The 18,894-nt window shown below is 49.0% G+C and carries 13 protein-coding genes; 9 read left to right on the top strand and 4 right to left on the bottom strand.

The genetic code is table 11. The features are described 5' to 3' along the window. Positions 1–38: 38 nt before the first annotated feature. Positions 39–1,409, bottom strand: a complete 1,371-nt coding sequence (locus tag OCU14_RS07865; RefSeq protein WP_261810545.1) for a hemolysin family protein — start codon at positions 1,407–1,409, stop codon at positions 39–41. A gap of 215 nt (positions 1,410–1,624) precedes the next feature. On the opposite strand from OCU14_RS07865, the gene OCU14_RS07860 reads away from it, so the two are divergent. The 4 genes from OCU14_RS07860 to OCU14_RS07845 all read left to right on the top strand — a co-directional run bounded on the left by OCU14_RS07860 (position 1,625) and on the right by OCU14_RS07845 (position 6,514). Next, positions 1,625–1,993, top strand: coding sequence for a hypothetical protein (locus OCU14_RS07860; protein WP_261810544.1), 369 nt, complete (start codon positions 1,625–1,627; stop codon positions 1,991–1,993). Positions 1,994–2,714: 721 nt separating this feature from the next. Continuing rightward, positions 2,715–3,305: a hypothetical protein gene (locus OCU14_RS07855; RefSeq protein ID WP_261810543.1), complete on the top strand. Its 591-nt coding sequence runs from the start codon at positions 2,715–2,717 to the stop codon at positions 3,303–3,305. Positions 3,306–3,330: 25 nt separating this feature from the next. Further along, the gene (locus OCU14_RS07850) at positions 3,331–5,844 is read left to right on the top strand and encodes an AAA family ATPase (RefSeq protein ID WP_261810542.1); all 2,514 of its coding nucleotides are present in this window, start codon (positions 3,331–3,333) and stop codon (positions 5,842–5,844) included. A gap of 244 nt (positions 5,845–6,088) precedes the next feature. Further along, positions 6,089–6,514 carry an Hsp20/alpha crystallin family protein gene (locus OCU14_RS07845; RefSeq protein ID WP_261810541.1) on the top strand — a complete coding sequence of 142 codons (426 nt, stop codon included), beginning with the start codon at positions 6,089–6,091 and terminating at the stop codon, positions 6,512–6,514. A 138-nt stretch (positions 6,515–6,652) separates the two neighbouring features. Here the strand turns inward: OCU14_RS07845 and OCU14_RS07840 are convergent, their stop codons facing one another. Next, positions 6,653–7,501 (bottom strand): aldo/keto reductase, encoded by an 849-nt coding sequence (locus OCU14_RS07840; protein WP_261810540.1) that lies wholly within the window; start codon positions 7,499–7,501, stop codon positions 6,653–6,655. A gap of 18 nt (positions 7,502–7,519) precedes the next feature. Then, positions 7,520–7,681, bottom strand: a complete 162-nt coding sequence (locus OCU14_RS07835) for a hypothetical protein (RefSeq protein WP_164479005.1) — start codon at positions 7,679–7,681, stop codon at positions 7,520–7,522. A 526-nt stretch (positions 7,682–8,207) separates the two neighbouring features. On the opposite strand from OCU14_RS07835, the gene OCU14_RS07830 reads away from it, so the two are divergent. Together OCU14_RS07830 and OCU14_RS07825 are read left to right on the top strand one after the other, a co-directional pair. Continuing rightward, entirely contained in the window at positions 8,208–10,550 is a 2,343-nt protein-coding gene (locus OCU14_RS07830; RefSeq protein ID WP_261810539.1) for a cation-translocating P-type ATPase, read from the top strand. Between the two features lie 91 nt (positions 10,551–10,641). After that, positions 10,642–11,166: a DUF1836 domain-containing protein gene (locus OCU14_RS07825; protein WP_057878967.1), complete on the top strand. Its 525-nt coding sequence runs from the start codon at positions 10,642–10,644 to the stop codon at positions 11,164–11,166. Positions 11,167–11,227: 61 nt separating this feature from the next. Here the strand turns inward: OCU14_RS07825 and OCU14_RS07820 are convergent, their stop codons facing one another. After that, positions 11,228–13,021 (bottom strand): glycerophosphoryl diester phosphodiesterase membrane domain-containing protein, encoded by a 1,794-nt coding sequence (locus tag OCU14_RS07820; RefSeq protein WP_261810538.1) that lies wholly within the window; start codon positions 13,019–13,021, stop codon positions 11,228–11,230. Positions 13,022–13,410: 389 nt separating this feature from the next. Between OCU14_RS07820 and adhE the strand changes: the two genes are divergently transcribed. The 3 genes from adhE to apf (OCU14_RS07805) all read left to right on the top strand — a co-directional run bounded on the left by adhE (position 13,411) and on the right by apf (OCU14_RS07805) (position 18,792). Further along, positions 13,411–16,029 (top strand): bifunctional acetaldehyde-CoA/alcohol dehydrogenase, encoded by a 2,619-nt coding sequence (gene adhE / locus OCU14_RS07815; RefSeq protein WP_261810537.1) that lies wholly within the window; start codon positions 13,411–13,413, stop codon positions 16,027–16,029. 898 nt (positions 16,030–16,927) lie between these two features. Further along, positions 16,928–17,524 carry an aggregation-promoting factor gene (gene apf / locus OCU14_RS07810; protein WP_261810536.1) on the top strand — a complete coding sequence of 199 codons (597 nt, stop codon included), beginning with the start codon at positions 16,928–16,930 and terminating at the stop codon, positions 17,522–17,524. Positions 17,525–18,150: 626 nt separating this feature from the next. Continuing rightward, positions 18,151–18,792, top strand: coding sequence for an aggregation-promoting factor (gene apf / locus OCU14_RS07805; protein WP_261810535.1), 642 nt, complete (start codon positions 18,151–18,153; stop codon positions 18,790–18,792). The last annotated feature ends 102 nt before the right edge of the window (positions 18,793–18,894 follow it).

Genomic DNA, 18,894 nt, shown 5'->3' with positions numbered 1-18,894 from the left:
TTGGGGATTGGCCCCAACGGCTGTTTTGCAGTAGCACTTTACTTGTCTGAATCGTCATCATCCGAGTCATCTGGATTAACGGCTGGTAGTTGCGGTTTAACCGTGACTTCAAACCAGTTAATGAAGGAGTTCTCGTAGTCCAAGACCTTCAAATCGAAGTTCTGTAAGTGAACGACGTCGTTCACTTTGACATCTGGATAATTGTCGATGATGTAACCGGCCATCGTGACGATTTCCGTCGTCTCGAAGCCCTTGATGTCGGTGTTAAAGTACCGTTCAAAGTCGTAGGTGGTCATCTTCCCGTTAACTTGGAAGGTCCCATTTGGTTGTTTGAAGATGTACTGGTCGTTGGCATCGTCGATCTCATCACGAACGGTTCCAAATAACTCTTCATAGATATCCTTATCGGTGATAATACCCGAGGTTCCCCCGTATTCATCGACAACGACGACGATTGGCGTCCGTTTCTTAATCATCTGTTGGAGAACTTCCGTAATTGGCGTCGTTTCTGGCGTCGTAGAAATGTCTCGAATCAACTTGTCGACTCTGACCTTAGGATCCACCTGTTGTTGGCGAATCAGGTCATAGTTGTAGACGTAACCCAGGATCTTATCCTTGTCACCATCCGCAACGACGGGGAGGCGGCTAAAACGTTCTTGCAGATAAACATTGAGGGCACTCTTAACCGTCGACGTAATGTCGATCACGATTAATTGGGTCCGGTCGATCATGATATCTTTGGCAACTTTATCGTTGAGTTCGAAGGCCCGTTGCATGTAAACCAGGTCATTTTTTTCGAGTTCCCCACCTTCCACGGCACTCCGTGAGAGGTTCAGAATTTCAGCTTGAGAGAAGACTTCGTCACTTTCATTGGCAACCTTCAAGCCCATCAGCTTGACCACACCAGACGCACTGGAGTTCAGCAACCAAACGAAGGGGTAGAAGATCACGTGACAATAGTGTAAAGGCGTGACGACTAGCATCAGAACCCGCATTGGCATATCGATGGAAATGTTCTTTGGCACAATTTCGGTAAAGACCACTTCTAGGTAGGTTAACAGGAGAACCCCGATGATCACACTGACCGTGTGAGCTGTGGCGCTGTTAATGTGGGCCGGGGCAATCCCGGCGAGGAGAATGTCCACGAAGAACGTTTCCCCGATCCACCCTAAGATGATTCCGGCTAGGGAAACCCCAACCTGAGTTGTTGATAAATATTCATTTAAATTGGTGACCATTTTCAAAGCCCGATTAAGCTTCGTCGACGGTTTGTCTTGTGCCTCGATCTTTTCTTCGAGGGCACTAGGCCGCGTCTGAACTAAGGCAAACTCGCAGGCAACAAAGAAAGCTGCAAAGAGAAAAGTAATTAAAATAATAATTAAGTTCACAACTATCTGACCGCTATCCACACATCATTCCTCATTTCGTTATTTCTATCCCCCTATTATAGCGCGTCTCCGTGCCTTTTTATAGTAGGTGAATTGACCAAAATTGTACCTGTTTTTCACGCGCCTGGCAACCGAACAGCGTAAGAACACTCGATTATCGTTTATCAATGACATACTTAACGTTTCCGCGAAAAAGGATTAGACTGAAATTAGTAACATCAAAGGAGATTTTGATTATGGCAGATACACCAAAGGAAGACACAGAAAAAGAAGCTGTTCAAATTCCAACGGAAGACGTGGATAAGGCAGCTAAATTGTTGTTGGAACCGGGGTATGTGACGAAGCACGATCTACCAAAGATGAAAGACTTATCTTGGGCAACCGCACTTTCAGAAGCCGTTACAGATCATTTCTTGAATCATGACGACGAACATGACCCATACGTTTACTTCGAACAATTTGATTTTGCTGGTGGGGACATCGACTCCATCATCTTCAATATGGACGTTATTCCAACCCGTGAAGCCGCATTGCAGGACTTGGCGGATGCTTTAGGCGAAAAGATTGTTAAGCCTAAGCCAGTTGAAGACCAAGAAACTTACTAAAATTATTAGTTAATTTAGAGGCACTCGGACTTGTTCTGGGTGCCTCTTTTTAGGTTGTTTAATGTTGTGTGAAAGATGGCCGCCTGCGGCTGCCAGGGATTCCGCCTGCTGTGGGGACGCTTCAGCCCCGTGGCCTTCTCGCTCGATTTGAAGCCCCGCTAAGAACACGAGTCTTCAAAGTCGCCCGTAGCGTAAGTCCGAGAAAGTCACTCGGTCTAACGCTACCGCCACGGCCGGCGCCATCCCTGGCCTCCTCCGGCTAGGATTGAGCGTTGCCGCAACACATATTGGTCCTCGGATTTGTCGTCATTGTCGAGAGAATTTAGCAGTTTGACAATCCAATTATTTAGTAACAGTGGCTGATGTTTGCACGAAACACCCTGGTGCCATCCAACTTTTTCGCGAAATTGCCGCCAATAAATTACCATTTTAATAGTTAATTTTTCAAAACTTGCGAAAAATGTTAGCCGGATTTCGTTAGTATAAGTAGGCGGTCCGGGATGACCTTTAGGGTTGTGAAGTCAGGTGTCGTCAAGTTGGCGAAAAGCGATGGGATTGGGCCTGTTGACGGGTAAACCCTTGTGATATAATCATTTTGAGCACGCTATTGGGTGCTATACATAGTTTTTGAGACCAGTTAGCCAGTGCATCAGCGCTTTTTTCAGTGGCTAGATTTGGATAGGATGACAGATAATCTGACCTATATTTAGGAGGAATTAACATGGATGACGGAAACAAGCCTAAGTTTGGGGTCAATAGTGCACCAGACGAACAAGAACAACCGACTGAGACTCAGCCAGAAGCGAGTGAAGCGCCTAAGTTCGGGACTCAGGCCGCAGCACCAGAAGAACAGCCCACGGCCAAGACAGCCCCTAAATTTGGCACGCAGGCGGCCGGGGCAACGACCGAGCAGGAATCTAATTTCTTTCAACGAATTTATGCCTTACAACCCACGAAATTTTGGGTTAAGCAGTATATTTTTTCGATTATTGCGTGTGTCTTAGTCTGGGATTCATCAATCAATGTGCCGTTAGAGCCGCTGTGGCTGTTGCTGAACCTGGTGCTCTATCCGGTTGCGACGACGATTATGCTTGAGGCCGATAACGCGATTGAAAATTTTCCAAGCAGTCTGCGGAATGTAACCTTCTTCCTCTTAGGGGACTTTAAGCGCCTCGGTTGGGGCGGCATTATGGCACCCGTCGTGTGGTTAAGCCAAGTCGTGCTCTTCTTCGTCCGTTGGGGTCTGGGATTTATTCTGGGAGCCATTGGGCTAATCTACATGAACAATCAAGCGAAGAAAATGCACATTTAAGTTGGTCGCGTAAGGAGATGGCGAGTTGAAGAAAGCAATTTCAGTTGGTAAAGGCTTTGGGAAAAAGGCCTTTGATGAAGGCATTAAGGCGGCTCACGTCGGGGATGTTGTGGTCATTGATCCGGGAACTTACACCTTTCCCAACGGTTTTGACGTGGGGAATTTACGCCTACGCGGAAACGGCCAACAACCAGGAGATGTGGTGATTGACTCGCATTTTTCCATGAAGGAAAATGGCTACTTAGAAGTTGAAAATCTGACGATCTATTCATCGGAATACAATATTATTTCTAATAAGAGAAATGGGACGGTCGTTTTGAATCGTGCCATCCTAGACAGTCATACGGTGGAAAGCTATCCTGCTTTGTGGACCGAGGGTGGTAATGTGACGCTGACTAACTCTGAGATTCGCCAGAACAGCGGGGAAGGTCTGAATTGTAGGAAGGGTGCAAATGTTTTCCTCAACAAGTCCGTCGTCCAAGGAATTTGGGCCAGGGATGGTGCAGTCGTTGATTTGCAGACCACGCAAATTCTGCGGGATTTAGGTGGCGTTGACAACTCCCAGTATAAGGGGAGTGACGTTTACTTTAGTGGTCCTGCTGACGGGGATAACATGATTACCTTGCGTTCGGGATCGCAGTTCGTGGTGGATGCCTTGAATTTTGATTACCCACAAACGTCCGCGTCATTGACGCACGCGCTTTTGAAGGCTGACAGTAATAACCTGAGTGACCTGACTTGGCTTATCGTCTCGATGGATGAACAGTCCTCAGCCGAAGTTGAGGGTGCAGAGGTCCGTCTGGAAGGTGTCAGCAGTACCCCTGTCGAGCCAGAACCGAAACCGGAAGAGAAAAAGCCAGCACCAGTGGCTGAAACCAAGAAACCAGAGGAAAAGGTTGCGGAAACCGAAGCTGAGCCTGAAAAATCAGCGCTAGATGAACTCAATGCGATGATTGGGTTGGATAAGGTTAAGGAAGCCGTGACCCAATTCATTCGACTCGCTATCTTCAATCAAAAGCGTAAGGAGCAGGGTCTGAAGGGCGTGGCGCAGTCTTATCACTCCCTGTATTTAGGGAACCCAGGAACTGGGAAGACCACGGTTGCTCGGTTAGTCGGTAAGATTATGTTTGAAGAGGGCATCTTGCCTAAAGATAACTACGTCGAAGTTTCCCGCCAAGATCTGGTCTCCCAGAACGTCGGGGGCACGGCCATTCAGACCAAGAAAGTCCTAGAGAAGGCGCTTGGCGGCGTACTCTTTATCGATGAAGCCTACACCCTGTATCAGGAAGGTGGATCGGTGAACTGGGGTCAAGAAGCGGTCGATACCATTCTGAAATTTATGGAAGACCACCGTGACGATCTCATGATCATTTTTGCCGGGTACACCAAGGAAATGAAGGACTTCATGCACATGAACCCGGGCTTAATCTCACGGGCGCCGAACATCTTTGACTTCCAGGACTACACCGGTGAAGAAGTGGCCGAGATTGGGATGAAATTGCTGGACGACCAGCAATTCACCTTTAATCGCGACCTTTACACCCAGACGATCGAAGATGCCTACAAGACCAATATTGAAAACAGTAACGGCCGTTGGGTCCGGAACTTTAACGAAAAATTGGTCCGGATTGTTGCCAACAATTGTATCGAGGATCCCGACCGTGATGTGACGGCGATCCTAGACAGTGACCTGAACGAACTCGTCGGTGGCGACGAACAAGAAAAGGAAGCCAAGGTTCAGGAACTCCTGACGCAGATCGATCAGTTGGTTGGCTTGGACGAGGTCAAAGACTTCGTCCACAAGCTGGTAGACCGCGTCGCCGGTGACCGGAAGTTGAAGGACGCCTTGCCAGATGACCAGAAACCCACTTACCACATGGTCTTTGCTGGAAATCCTGGGACGGGTAAGACCACTGTTGCGCGGATTCTCGCGCAGCTCTTCTACAATCTCGGTATTCTAGAGAAAAAGACGGTCATGGAAGTTGGTCGGGCCGACCTCGTTGGCCAGTACATCGGTCAGACGGAGCAGAAGACCACCAACGCTGTTCGTGATGCCATGGGCGGGGTGCTCTTCGTCGATGAAGCCTATCAATTAACTGCCAGCGGCAATGGTAGTAATGATTTTGGAAAGCAAGCCGTCGAAGCGTTGATCACGCAACTGGAAAATAACCGCGATAAGTTTATCGCCATCTTCGCCGGGTATACCGACCAGATGGACGAGTTCTTGGGGGCTAACCCTGGACTGCGTTCGCGGATTCCGTTGACGTTGAACTTCGCGGACTACACGCCGGACGAGATTGGGGAGATTGTTTGTCGGACCCTTCGCAAGAAGTGGCACGTCAATGAATCGCTCTTGCAACATCTGGTTGCCAACAAGTATGCCAGCTTACCGGCCGAAGAAAAGTCTAACGGCCGTTGGGCTCGGAACTTTACGGACAAACTCATTCAAAATGATAAAAATTGGTTAGTTGCCAACCTGGAGACCGTGGAAGATGTCACGGCTATTCCAGACGACGTCGTGATTGAAACGGCGCGTTAATTTGGTCATGCTAAAAGGTAAGCAATCTGTGGAGGATTACTTACCTTTTTTGACCTTTAGATAAAATAATTGAAAATAGCCACAGGTCGATCTAGAATAGCCATCCTAATAGATCAGTATTAGCAGGGACTTAGCGTCTGAAATTAGCACTTTAGCAAGATGAGTGCTAATTATTTGCATTTCTGACCAATGCTGACTATTATAGAAAATGTAATCAAGCAAAGCAGAAAGGGGTTAATTGATTATGGCTAATGATTTAATGAACCGGAATTATGATTTCTTTGATCCAATGAATTTCTTCAATGAAGTGGGCAACTTAGGTCACGATATGTTTAGTGGCGACGCAGCTATGAAGACGGATGTCGTTGAACACGACAAGGACTATGTGGTTACCGCCGAATTGCCAGGCTTCAAGAAGGATGACATTCACATCGACTATCGTGATGAAACCTTGCGGATCTCCGGTAAGTCAGACGTCAGTGAATCCACTAAGGATGACGACGGTCGGATCTTACGGCAAGAACGCCACAGCCAAAACGTGGCCCGTTCCTTCTATCTGCCAAACATCGATTTGAAGCAGGTCAAGGCCGAGTTCAAGGATGGTGTGTTGACACTGACCTTGCCAAAGCAAGCCGAAGTTGACAATAACCACGAAATTAGTATTGACTAACAGCGAGTAGTCTTTCGTTTCGCGGCTTCAAAAATGTGATTGTGTTTCTTAAAAACCTTCAGGAAACAAAGAAGTAAGGCGTCGGGTCTCTATCTTCAAGATAAGAGATCCGACGCCTTATTTTTATTGATGTGCTAATTAATACTGTTTCCCGGTTTCGTAAACGATCTCGGGTTCATTGCCATTTCGCTGATTCTTATTCAGTAGGTCGATCATCGTCATTTCATCTTCGCTGAGGGTGAAGTCAAAGACCTCGGCGTTCTGACGAATCCGTTCGGCGTGTTGCGATTTTGGAATTGGCAAGATGTCGTGTTGCAGTTCCCAGCGCAGAATGGTTTGGGCAACTGATTTGTTATGGTGCCCGGCAATCTTAGCGATCATCGGGTCCGCCAAGTCCACGCGACGACCCAGGGGACTCCAAGCCTCGGTGATGATGTGGTTGGCCGTATCGAAGTCGTTTAAGGCTTGCTGATTCAGGTAGGGATGATATTCAACTTGGTTGATGACGGGCATTTCTTTGGCCTTGGTCGCCAGCAATTCTAGGTGAGCCACGGTATAGTTGGACACCCCAATTGACTTCACCTGACCATTGGCCTTGAGTTGTTCGAGGGCGCGCCAGGTATCAAAGAAATGTTCGCGGACGGGCCAGTGAATCAACAGGAGGTCTAGGTAATCGGTCTGAAGCCGCTTTAAAGAGCCGGTGACGGCCTGTAAGGTTTCATCGTAACCTTGGGCCACCTCGGCGACCTTACTGGTCAGAAAGAGCTCCTGACGGGGTATCTGCAGGTTCTGTAGGGTGGTCCCGAGGATATCTTCGTTACGGTAGAGCATTGCCGTATCGAAGAGCCGATATCCGGCATCCCAAGCGGTTTTAATCGTGGCGTCCATGGTCTCCTGGTCGCTCAATAAGTAGGTCCCAAATCCCATGCCGGGGATGGCGTTACCATCTGCCAGTGGGCGGGTTGAAGCAAGATTTTTAATGGTCATGACTATCGTCTCCTTTGATTAGCGTGGTCGTTTGAATTGGTCGTACAGGTTGATTGAGGCTTCGATTAACATGCCGAAGGTCATTAGCCACATGGCCAACATATCCTTATGGGCTAACATACACCCGAAGAGGACAATATAGAGGATAAACAGAATAACTGATGACGACTTGTGATTCATGATGATTCCTCCTTTATGTAGTGAAGCATGAGACTCATGACCGGTTAAATGGTTGCCGGTCACAATGATTATGTCGGAAATCACTTGAAAATTTGGCAGACCAAGACGTCATTTTGATACGTCTCAGTTCGTAAAATTAAAAAAGGTGGGGCGATAGTTTCATTGCGGAAAGGGTCGATCTAAGCCGGAGGAGGCCAGGGATGGAGCCGGCCGTGGTGGGACTGTTAGACCGAGAGGCTTTACTCGGCCTTACAGTCCGGGCGACTTTGAAGACCCGTGTTCCTGACGGGGCTTCAAAGCGAGCGAGAAGCCCAAGGGGCTGAAGCGTCCCCACAGCAGGTGTAATCCCTGGCAGCCGCAGGCGACCCCTTCCACAGCCCCATACTTCCATTTAACCACTCTGCGGAGGTCCTGTGAACTATTACCGAATTTTTAAAGTTCCTGAAAATGTCGCGTGATTACAGGATTGAAAGCGGATTATCGAGTACAATGGTGGTTAAAGAACCCGTAAAAGGAGGAATCGGCGATGCCAGAACGTGAGTTACCTTTACTGGATCAAGGCTTAGATGATGCGGCGGTTCGTCAGCGGATTGCAGCGGGCCAACAGAACGATCCGTTACCCCCACTGACCAGAAGCGTCAAACAAATCTTTCGGGATAACCTGCTAACGCTATTCAACCTGATCAACCTTCTTTTAGGGGGCCTAGTGCTCCTGACGGGGAGTTATAAAAATCTCCTGTTCATCGGTGTCGTGGTCTTCAATACGGGGATCGGTATTTTTCAAGAAATCAGATCGAAACGCCAAGTCGACAAACTGGCGTTACTTTCGGAAAGTAAAATTAATGTTCGTCGTAGCGGCCAAGTGGCGGCACATTCCCAGGATGACTTGGTGGTCGACGACCTGATGATTTTAGGCCGTGGGGACCAGCTACCCGTGGATGGCCGCGTCAGAGAGACAACTGGCATTGAAGTCGATGAGTCCCAGATTACCGGGGAGTCGACGCCCATTATGAAGGCAACCGGAGATGATCTCATTTCCGGGAGTGTCATTTTAGGGGGCCGCGCGACCGTCCAGGCTACCACGGTTGGCCATGGGAGTTTCGTGAAGAAGTTGGCGAATTCCGCTAAAGAAAAAAAACGGGGTGCCAGCGAACTCCTCACCATTATCAATCGAATTATCAAAGTGTTGACGTTTACCATTATCCCGTTGGGGGTAGCACTCTTCGTCTCCTCGCTCTTACGGGGACAGGCGCAGAACCGCGCCATTCTAGGCACGGTGGCGGCCGTGGTGGGGATGATTCCCGAGGGACTGGTCCTGTTGACCTCTGTGGCTTTGGCAGCTGGGGCCTTTACCTTGGGTCGACGCAACGTGTTGGTGCGGGAGTTGCCGGCGATCGAGGCCTTGGCCCGGGTCGATGTGCTGTGTCTGGATAAGACCGGGACGATTACCAACGGCCAATTACAATTTGATCGGATTGAACCGGTGGGTGACCAGTCAGTAGAAGCCTTACAAACGACGCTGGCTCAGGTAGTCGCGGCGACGGGTGATGATAACGAGACCGCTCAGGCGGTGAAGACTGCCTTAGGGACACCAACCGTAGCCGCTAGCGAGGTCTTGCCGTTCTCGTCCGGGAGAAAATGGAGTGGGGCCCGGTTAGCTAGTGGTCAGGCCTATGTGTTGGGCGCACCAGAGTTTATCTTCGCGACGGTTCCCATCGAGATCAAGCACCGGATCACATATTTGGCTGCGGCTGGTTATCGGGTGCTCGTGTTGGCCCAAGTTGATCAGCTGACGACGCCACAACCCACGGCACCACAGGCACTTGGTTTGTTGTGTATCACGGATGAACTGCGGCCGCGCGCCAAGGATACCTTTGGTTATTTTGCGACTCAGGAGGTGGCCCTCAAGGTCATCTCTGGAGATAACCCTGTGACCGTGGCCAGTATTGCTAAACGCGCCGGGATTGCCGGGGCTGACCAGCTCGTCGATATGAGTCAGGTGGGTGCCACGCCCGATTACGCGAAGTTGATTGAAGACTACAATGTCTTTGGTCGCGTGACCCCCAGTCAGAAGCAGAGCCTGATTCAGGCCTATCAGGACGCGGGGCACACCGTGGCCATGACCGGGGATGGGGTCAACGATCTGTTGGCGCTACGCCAGGCAGACTGTAGTATCGCCATGGCCTCCGGCAGTGAAGCCACCAAGAGTCTGGCGGATTTCGTGCTGGTGGACTCTAATTTTGATGCCATGATCAATGTTCTCAACGAAGGACGCCGAGTCATTAACAATATTGAGCGAGTGGCTTCACTTTACCTGATCAAGACCATGTACTCAGTCGTCCTGACGTTGATTTTTATCTTTATGAGTCGAAGCTATCCGTTTGAACCCATTCAATTAACCCCAATTTCATCGCTCATGGTGGGAATTCCTACCTTCTTCCTGGCCCTCCAACCCAACTACGCCCGCATTCAGGGGCGGTTTATGCAACAGGTTATGGAGATTGCGGCGCCGGCCGCGGTCTGTGTGGTGGGGTACATTCTGGTTATCCTGGCCTTGGGCACGCAGTTTCACCTCGACTTCGCGACGACTTCGACACTGAGTGTCCTCATGACGGGGCTCATCAGCCTGAACGCCTTACTTCGCGTGGCCCGGCCCCTCAACCGCTTCAAGATTGCTTTGGTGGCGTTGATGGCGGGACTGTTCGCCGTTGTCTTCCTCTTCTTTGGGTCAATCTTCTCTCTGGTTAACTTACTGAATTGGCAGCTGGCCTTGATTTATATTCCGTTGATGATCAGTGTTCAACCCATCTTCCTGGTGGTTCAGGAGGTCTTAGGAAAACGAATTCTGAGTCGCATACGTTGGCGCTAGCTGAAAACCAAACAATTAATGCTTATCTAGTCATTAAAACTAGGTAATATGTTATAATTGCCTGTAAGAACCGGAAGGGTAGGAAAGAGACATGGCTGACTTCAATCAATACACGCGGTGGGAACACCAGATGCACGGCGTTAAACTGCCACGATGGGACGATCTCCCTAAGTTTGACCTTTACATGGACCAGGTAACAGCGTTAATTAACGATATTCTCGGACCCTTGGGTATTGATACCATTACCCCAGCGATGATTAACAACTATGTTAAACACCACGTGATCTTGGCTCCGGTCAAGAAGAAGTATCAGACCATGCAACTCACGGATATCTTGATGATTAGTCTCCTAAAGCCAATGTTCCAGACGGACACGGTCCGTTCTGGCATCGACCAGATTACGGCGGGGGACTATCCGAAGCAGGCTTATGACAACTTCATTAGCCAGTTGGAAGATCGTCTACACCATTTGGGTGAAGAACAGGTTCAGCCGGCCGCCAAGGATTTAAATGAGAAGCTGATGCAGGTGGCCATCGATGCCGTTGTTTCCCGACTTCAGTCCGAGAAGCTCCTGCACCTCATCAAACGACCAATTCGTAAAATTGAAAAGAAATAAGTGATCACACAAAGGCACCGCGACTTTTCCCACTGGGAATCGTTGCGGTGCCTTTCTTTGACTATTGGGTCTGTGACTCTAAGGATAAGTCGTTCATGAAGGTTAACAAGAGGTTGGCGTAGCTCGGGTGATCCGTATTGTCTTTGATTTCCTGTTGAATGGTACTGAGGTTATTGGTAATGACGCCGTTGACGCCTAAGAACATCATCTGGTCCGTCTGGGTGACATCGTCGATATCCCAGGCGTAGACGCGCTTATGAAGCTTCTCAGCCTGATCGATGAAGGTGTCGTTCAGTGTCGTTGACTCCATCGTGTAGGCGTTGGCCTTGGTGTGGGGGAAGGTAAGGTTATATGGCATGATGTAGCTAACGAAGAGTTTCGGATAGTCCGTCTTCAAGGTATTCATGACCCCGTAGCTCAACGTATGGACCTCATCATGATTGGCCATGATTCGTTGCCCAAATTGGCGATAGAACAGTGCCGGCAAATTCTTGGAGTCCCGGCGACTGGTTTTGATCTCAATCAGGAGTTTTTGTTTGTGCTTGATCGCTGAATTGAGGTAGGCCTCGAAGCTGGGAATCTTCGCCTGGTAGCCATTCTCGGTGACGGTCACTGCGGTGAGTTGTTTCAACGTCATCTTGGAAACGTTGCGGTTTAAGCCGGCTAAGGCCTTGAGATTACCGTCATGCATGACCACAAACTGATGATCCTTGGTTTCGCGAATATCCATTTCGACGTAATCGGGATGTTCCCGACTGGTCTTGACCATGGCGGGAATGGTGTTCTGAACCCCGTTGCCATGGTCGACTCCCCGGTGGGCAATCGTCAGGGGACGACTCATGGCAAAGCCGTTGAGGTAAACCAGGTTGAAGGTTACCAGTAAGCCGGAAATGAAGATGACCCCACCCGTAATGAGCAGTCGCGTCCGCAGCTTGGTTTTGGCGGGCTCGTGGAACCGCAGGAGGGTCGTGGGCGTCAGACGCTGACCCTCATGGCTACTGAGAATCACCATCATGAAGATCACCGTGCTATAGCAGACAATAAACTCCGTGATAATTTCCATGATGAGCAGGTTAATCGTGGCCGCAGCTAGCCCGAAGTGTGTACGGTCAGCCCCCAACTGGGCGAGATAGATCGCGGCATAGATGACCCAGACGGTGGCGGTCACTAACACTAAGGTAATCAGGATGCGGCTAAGATAGGTCCAGAAGTGGCCGCGAGTGCGTTGCCAACTTAGCCGGATGGCCTGACGGCTGTGCTGCTGGTCGAGAATCATCAAAGGCAACACGCTGATCAGGCGAATGCCGAGGTAGGCGGCCCCAACATAGAAGAGTCCTAAGGCCACGGCCATGATCGGCTTTTCCATGAGATAACTGACAATAAATGCCGGGATCTTGGCTTTGCTGAGGAGGGGTGTCGAGAAGAGTTCACTTCCAAAGGGAATAATCACGATGAAGTAGCCAATAAAGAAAAGAAAGGTGCTGGGTGAGGCGCCGGCAATGCTGCGGACGGTGTCGCCTAAGACCGCTAGGGAGCTCTGTGGCCGCCCATGGCGAATGTTGGTGACCCCGAGTAGCAGGTAGGCAAATTGCCAGTAAACCAGCGTGATAATCGCCAGTAGAATCAAAGCCAGGCCAACGAGGGCCAGTGGGTGACTAATGACGAGTGATCCGATATTGGTATAAGAAATATATGGCACGTGTTGCCAGCGCATGAGCTCGGCCGTCAGCCAGGTAAAGGCTGGAACAGCGAGATAACTCACGACAACATTTGTCATGAAGACCAGGGTGACATAGCTGCCCCAGTGATTGAAAAAGTGGTGGGTGGCTTCCCGCCAAAAGGCCCAAGGTCGCATGGGATCAATCCTTCTCCCCTAAAATTGTTTTGATATCTTTACTTTAGCATAGAGTCTCTCGGAATATTTGAAGAATTAGGGGGATCACTGAAATATCTTAGAAAAAATGAAGCCACGCCAAGGCTATTGAAAAGAAACGAAACAGCATGTGAAAATGTAACAGCCTGAAAGTGATGACATTCACACAAATAAAATTAATCAGATGAGATGGTTTATATGTATGCGCTTACATGTGCTTGTGAGGCGGATCTTGATAAATCAACGTTTGATAAGTTCCAAAACTTTTTTGTGATTTTTTTAACATATGGTCTTGCAGAATTTTTGAGACGTGCTAAGATATAACTCGTGAAGAACTTAACAAGACTGTTTTCAAAAACGGAGGCATAAGCATGTTAAAGAACGTGAAAGAAAATCCAAAATTAAAATCAACTGAAAAAACCGAAACCGTTGACCAGATGATCGACCGGTTAACGGCTAAAGCCCACGACGCCCTGTGTGCCATGGACGACTTTACGCAAGAAAAGGTCGACCACATCGTCCACCAGATGGCGATTGCCGGTCTCGACCAAAACATGACGTTGGCCAAGGCGGCCTTCGAAGAAACTGGCCGTGGGGTCATGGAAGACAAGGCCATTAAGAACATGTTTGCTACCGAAGAAATTTGGCATTCAATCAAGCATGACAAGACCGTCGGCATCATCAAGGATGACCGTGAACGTCAATTGATTACCGTTGCCGAACCTTTAGGGATTTTGGCCGGGGTTACGCCTGTAACGAACCCAACGTCAACGACGCTCTTCAAGTCATTGATTGCCGTGAAGACCCGGAACCCCATCATCTTTGCCTTTCACCCACAGGCCCAGAAGTCTTCCGTGATGGCTGCTAAGGTTGTTCGCGATGCTGCGATCGCTGCCGGTGCGCCAGAAGGCGTGATCCAGTGGATCGATAAGCCTAGTCTGGATGCCACGACGGCACTGATGAATCACCCAATGGTTGCCAGTGTCTTGGCCACCGGTGGTCCCGGCATGGTTAAAGCGGCTTACTCGACTGGGAAGCCAGCCTTAGGGGTTGGTCCTGGTAATGGTCCAGCTTACATTGAAAAAACGGCGAAGATCAAGCGGGCCGTCTATGACATCGTGCTTTCCAAGACGTTTGATAACGGGATGGTCTGTGCTTCTGAAAACAGTGCCGTCATTGACCAAGAAATCTATGCCACTGTTAAACAAGAGATGCAAGATCGTGGTGTCTTCTTCATTAAGAAGGCCGACGAAAAGGCTCTGGCTGATGCGATGTTCCGACCAGAGGGTGGCGTCAAGGGCCCAATCGCCGGGATGGCTGCGGTTAAGATTGCGGCATTGGCTGGGATTGAAGTTCCCGCTAACACCAAGGTCTTGGCAGCTGAATTGAAGGGTGTCGGACCTAAGTTCCCACTCTCTCAAGAAAAGTTATCGCCAGTGATTTCCGTTTACAAGGCGAAAGACAAAGCGGATGCCTTCCAAATCTGTGATGACCTCCTTCACTTCGGTGGGTTGGGTCACACGGCTGGTATCCACACGACCAACGACGAGCTCGCCACGGAATTTGGGATTAAGATGAAGGCCAGCCGGGTCCTCGTCAACACGCCTTCCGCTATCGGTGGGATTGGAAACCTCTATAATGAAATGATTCCTTCATTGACGTTGGGAACCGGTTCATGGGGTAAGAACTCCGTATCTCATAACGTTTCCTCATTTGACCTGTTGAACATCAAAACTATTGCAAAGCGGCGAAATAACATGCAGTGGATTAAATTACCTCGCGTTTACTTTGAAAAGACGTCCGTTCGTTACCTCGACGACATGCCTGGCATCAAGCGGGTCTTCCTGGTTACCAGCCCATCAATGGTTGAACTGGGTTACATCGACACCGTCTTAAATGAATTGAAGCGTCAACCAAATGGGATCGAATACTCCCTGTTCTCTGACGTGGAACCCGACCCAACCACCGATACGGTTGAACGTGGGGTTGCGCAGATGCGGACCTTTAAGCCAGATACCATTATCGCCTTAGGTGGGGGGTCACCAATCGATGCCGCTAAGAACATGTGGTTATTCTACGAAGACCCTAACGCTAGCTTCTTCGGGGCTAAGCAGAAGTTCTTGGACATTCGGAAGCGGACTTACAAGTTCCACAAGCCACACAAGGCCCAATTCGTGGCCATTCCAACGACGTCTGGGACTGGTTCAGAAGTGACGCCATTCTCCGTCATTACCGATTCCAAGACGCACGTGAAGTACCCACTGGCCGACTATGCTTTGACGCCTGACGTGGCCATTGTGGATTCACAGTTTATCCAAACGGTGCCCAAGAAGACGGTGGCTTACTCCGGATTAGACGTGTTAACCCACGCCATCGAATCCTACGTTTCCGCCATGGCTTCCGATTACACGCGACCATGGTCGCTGCAAGCCATCAAGTTGGTGATGGAAAATCTGACGGCTTCCTACAATGGGGATGTCACGGCCAAAGAGGAAATGCACAATGCCTCAACGTTAGCCGGGATGGCCTTTGCCAACGCCTTCCTCGGGGTTGACCACTCGATTGCCCACAAATTAGGTGGGGAATTCGGCTTACCTCATGGTTTGGCTATCGCTATCACTTTGCCACACGTTATCCGGTACAACTTCCAGGAACCAACGAAGCTGGCAATGTGGCCTAAGTACGAAACCTTCAGAGCCGATGAAGACTACGCTCAGATTGCTCGTTACCTCGGGTTAGCTGGGACGACTAAGGAAGAATTGAAGGAAGCCCTCGTCGCCAAAGTCATTGACTTGGCACACTCAGTTGACGTGACCTTGAGCTTGAAGGCTAACGGCGTGGACAAGGCACACTTCGACCGGACCGTGGACAAATTAGCTGAATTGGCCTTCCAGGACCAATGTACGACGGCCAACCCACGGGAACCACTCGTGTCTGAACTGAAGCAAATTATGATTGATGAATACGACGGCAAGAACGTCGAAGAATAGGCAACACCGGGCGGTACTCCAGCGAGGGTACCGCCTTTTTCTATGCTTTCCTTTTGATTTGGAAATAGGCCCAAAAGGGCCGCCTGCGGCTGCCAGGGGTTACGCCTGCTGTGGGGACGCTTCAGCCTGGGGACCAGGCTTCTCGCTCGATTTGAAGCCCCGCTAAGAAACGCGGGTCTTCAAAGTCGCCCGTGATGTAAGGCCGAGAAGCCCACTCGGTCTAACACCACCGCCACGGCTGGCTCCACCCTTGGCCTCCTCCGGCTACGGTCGTGGGTTGCCATGAAATAGTGTAGCGGTAGCCGATGGTTGGGATGAGGTTTGTAGTCAACATGCCGAGAGGGTTAATGGAAATTGTTGCTAGATGTCGACAGGATAGCCGTTTTCTAAGTGATATTGTCCCCAAATGGATCGGTTTTCTACTATATTAATAACCGCTAGAAGTTAACATCCCAATGAATGGGTGAGTCGCTGTTCGGAGTTTGTTGCGGAGGGCTTATTTTGGGGATGACGGCTTAAAAACAAGCAATTTTATAAAAAAACGAGGGCTCCGCCCCCCTAATTTTGACAAAAATAGGGGTGATTGAACGTGAAATTTGAGTGATTTTGAGTGAAATTGGCGCGAAAGAGTCAGAATTTCATCAAATTATCATGAAAAATGACAATTTTTTTCGATTTTTCGGTGCAAAAGACACGGGAAAAAGGGGACCTTTTTGGCTAAAATGGGTAAAAATTGGGCGATTAAAGCGGTTTATGTGACAACAGAGTAACAAATATTACGGAATGTCATACTGTAATATTTTTCTTAACGCTGGTGTAACCTAACACCAATCTCACTGACATAACCATCAGTTATTCTAATAGCCGTTAAGCAAACAAAGGAGGACATTCATTTATTATGAATATCAAAAAAGCTTTAGTTACGACTCTTGGAACGGTTGCCGTTGTCGGTGCCGGTTTCTTCGCCACTAGCGACACGGCAAATGCCGATGTTAAGGTTACGGTCAAGCAGGGGGATTCTGTTTGGTCATTAGCTAACAAGTATGACTCATCTGTAAATGCTATCGAAAAGGCAAACAGCCTGGCTAACAGCAGCTTGATCTTTGTTGGCCAAAAGTTGAACGTGCCAAACAGCACGCAAACGACTTCGACTAGTTCAGCTAACGTTGCTAGCCAAAACTACAACACCGCTAGCCAAACGCAAAACACGACTTCTACCCAACAACAAACCACGACTAGCAGCAACACGTCTGCTTCTACTGGTGTGTCTGGTTCAGAAGCCAGTGCCAAGGCTTGGATTGCTGGTAAAGAATCTGGCGGTTCTTACTCAGCACGTAACGGTCAATACGTTGGGAAGTACCAATTGAGTGCTTCTTACTTGAACGGTGACTACTCTGCTGCTAACCAAGAAAAGGTTGCCAACAGCTACGTTGCTTCCCGTTACGGTTCATGGTCTGCTGCCCAATCATTCTGGCAAGCAAACGGCTGGTACTAAAACTCAGCTCATTTAACGTTTAAATTCAAGTAAGCACAGTGGATGCAGGTCCGCTGTGCTTTTTTGGTGCGCTGAAAATACCATAGATAGAGATGGGATAGCTTTTTGAAAGCCAATAGAGTTGAACACAGAACGTTGCGTGAAAATGGGCCATCGCTAATAACTTTTCGAGATAAGTGATCTTGTAGCTAACGTACCTGATAGATTGGCGAAAGCTTATCCCTGAAAAGACCGGATGGCGGCCATTTTTCTTTCGCCAGGACTGACTTGGCACACTGATTTTTACCTATATTAGGAAGAAACGTTCTGCGAAATGGTCAAAAAGCACCAAAATTCCCAATTTTTTGGCGAAAGATCGCGGAATGTTGCGGAAAACAACATCGAAGATGACCGCCGGATCCCCACTTTTTCTCGCCAAACCGTCACACCGCAGCAACATAAGCCCCGGAATACCCCCGTATGTTGCGGTGTGGTTAACCATGTTACGGTTTGTCATGTAAGGCAATTTTTCTTAACCAGTGTGTAACTCAGTATCAACCACCGTGTAACGTCCACAGGTTATGATAGGTCTCGTTAAGTAATTGAGACACAGACCGCTTCACTAATCAAAGGAGGACATTCATTTTATGAATATCAAAAAAGCTTTAGTTTCTACATTAGGTACTGCCGCAGTTTTAGGTGCCGGGTTCTTTGCCAGCACCACTTCCGCTAACGCCGACGTCCGGGTGTCGGTTAAGTCCGGAGACACGGTTTCCAAGATTGCTAACCAATACAACTCCAGCGTGTCATCAATCGAAAAAGCTAACAACTTAAAGAATGTTAACGTCATCTACGTGGGTGAATCTCTGGTTGTGCCATCAGCAGCTTCAACCAGCACGACTACGACTAGCAGCCAAGCTTCAACGCCTAGCCAAACCACGACTTCTACCACCACGACTAACACAAACAATTCTGCCAACTACAGTGGCACTAGCAACTACAGCAGTCAATCCACTTCTACTGGGACGACCAGCTCTGCTTCAACGACGTCTACGTCAACTTCTGGTAACAGTTCATCCGCTAAGTCTTGGATTGCCAACAAGGAATCCGGCGGCTCTTACACGGCTTCAAACGGGAATTACTACGGTAAGTACCAATTGACGAAGTCGCTGTTAAATGGGGATTACTCTGCTGCTAACCAAGAAAAGGTTGCCAACAACTACGTAACCTCCCGTTACGGTTCATGGTCCGCTGCCAAGTCATTCTGGCAAGCAAACGGCTGGTACTAAAATTAGCCGACTTAATTAATTGAAGTGGGAGATTGCAAGAATTATCCGAACACTTATTAGAACCTCATCTGTTCCCAGAAGACCTCTAATGGTGTACGCCAA

The organism is Levilactobacillus humaensis (genome assembly GCF_024345185.1).
Classification (GTDB): domain Bacteria; phylum Bacillota; class Bacilli; order Lactobacillales; family Lactobacillaceae; genus Levilactobacillus; species Levilactobacillus humaensis.
The sequence above is the reverse complement of the archived record's forward strand: the minus strand, read 5'-3'. Positions and strand labels throughout refer to the sequence as shown.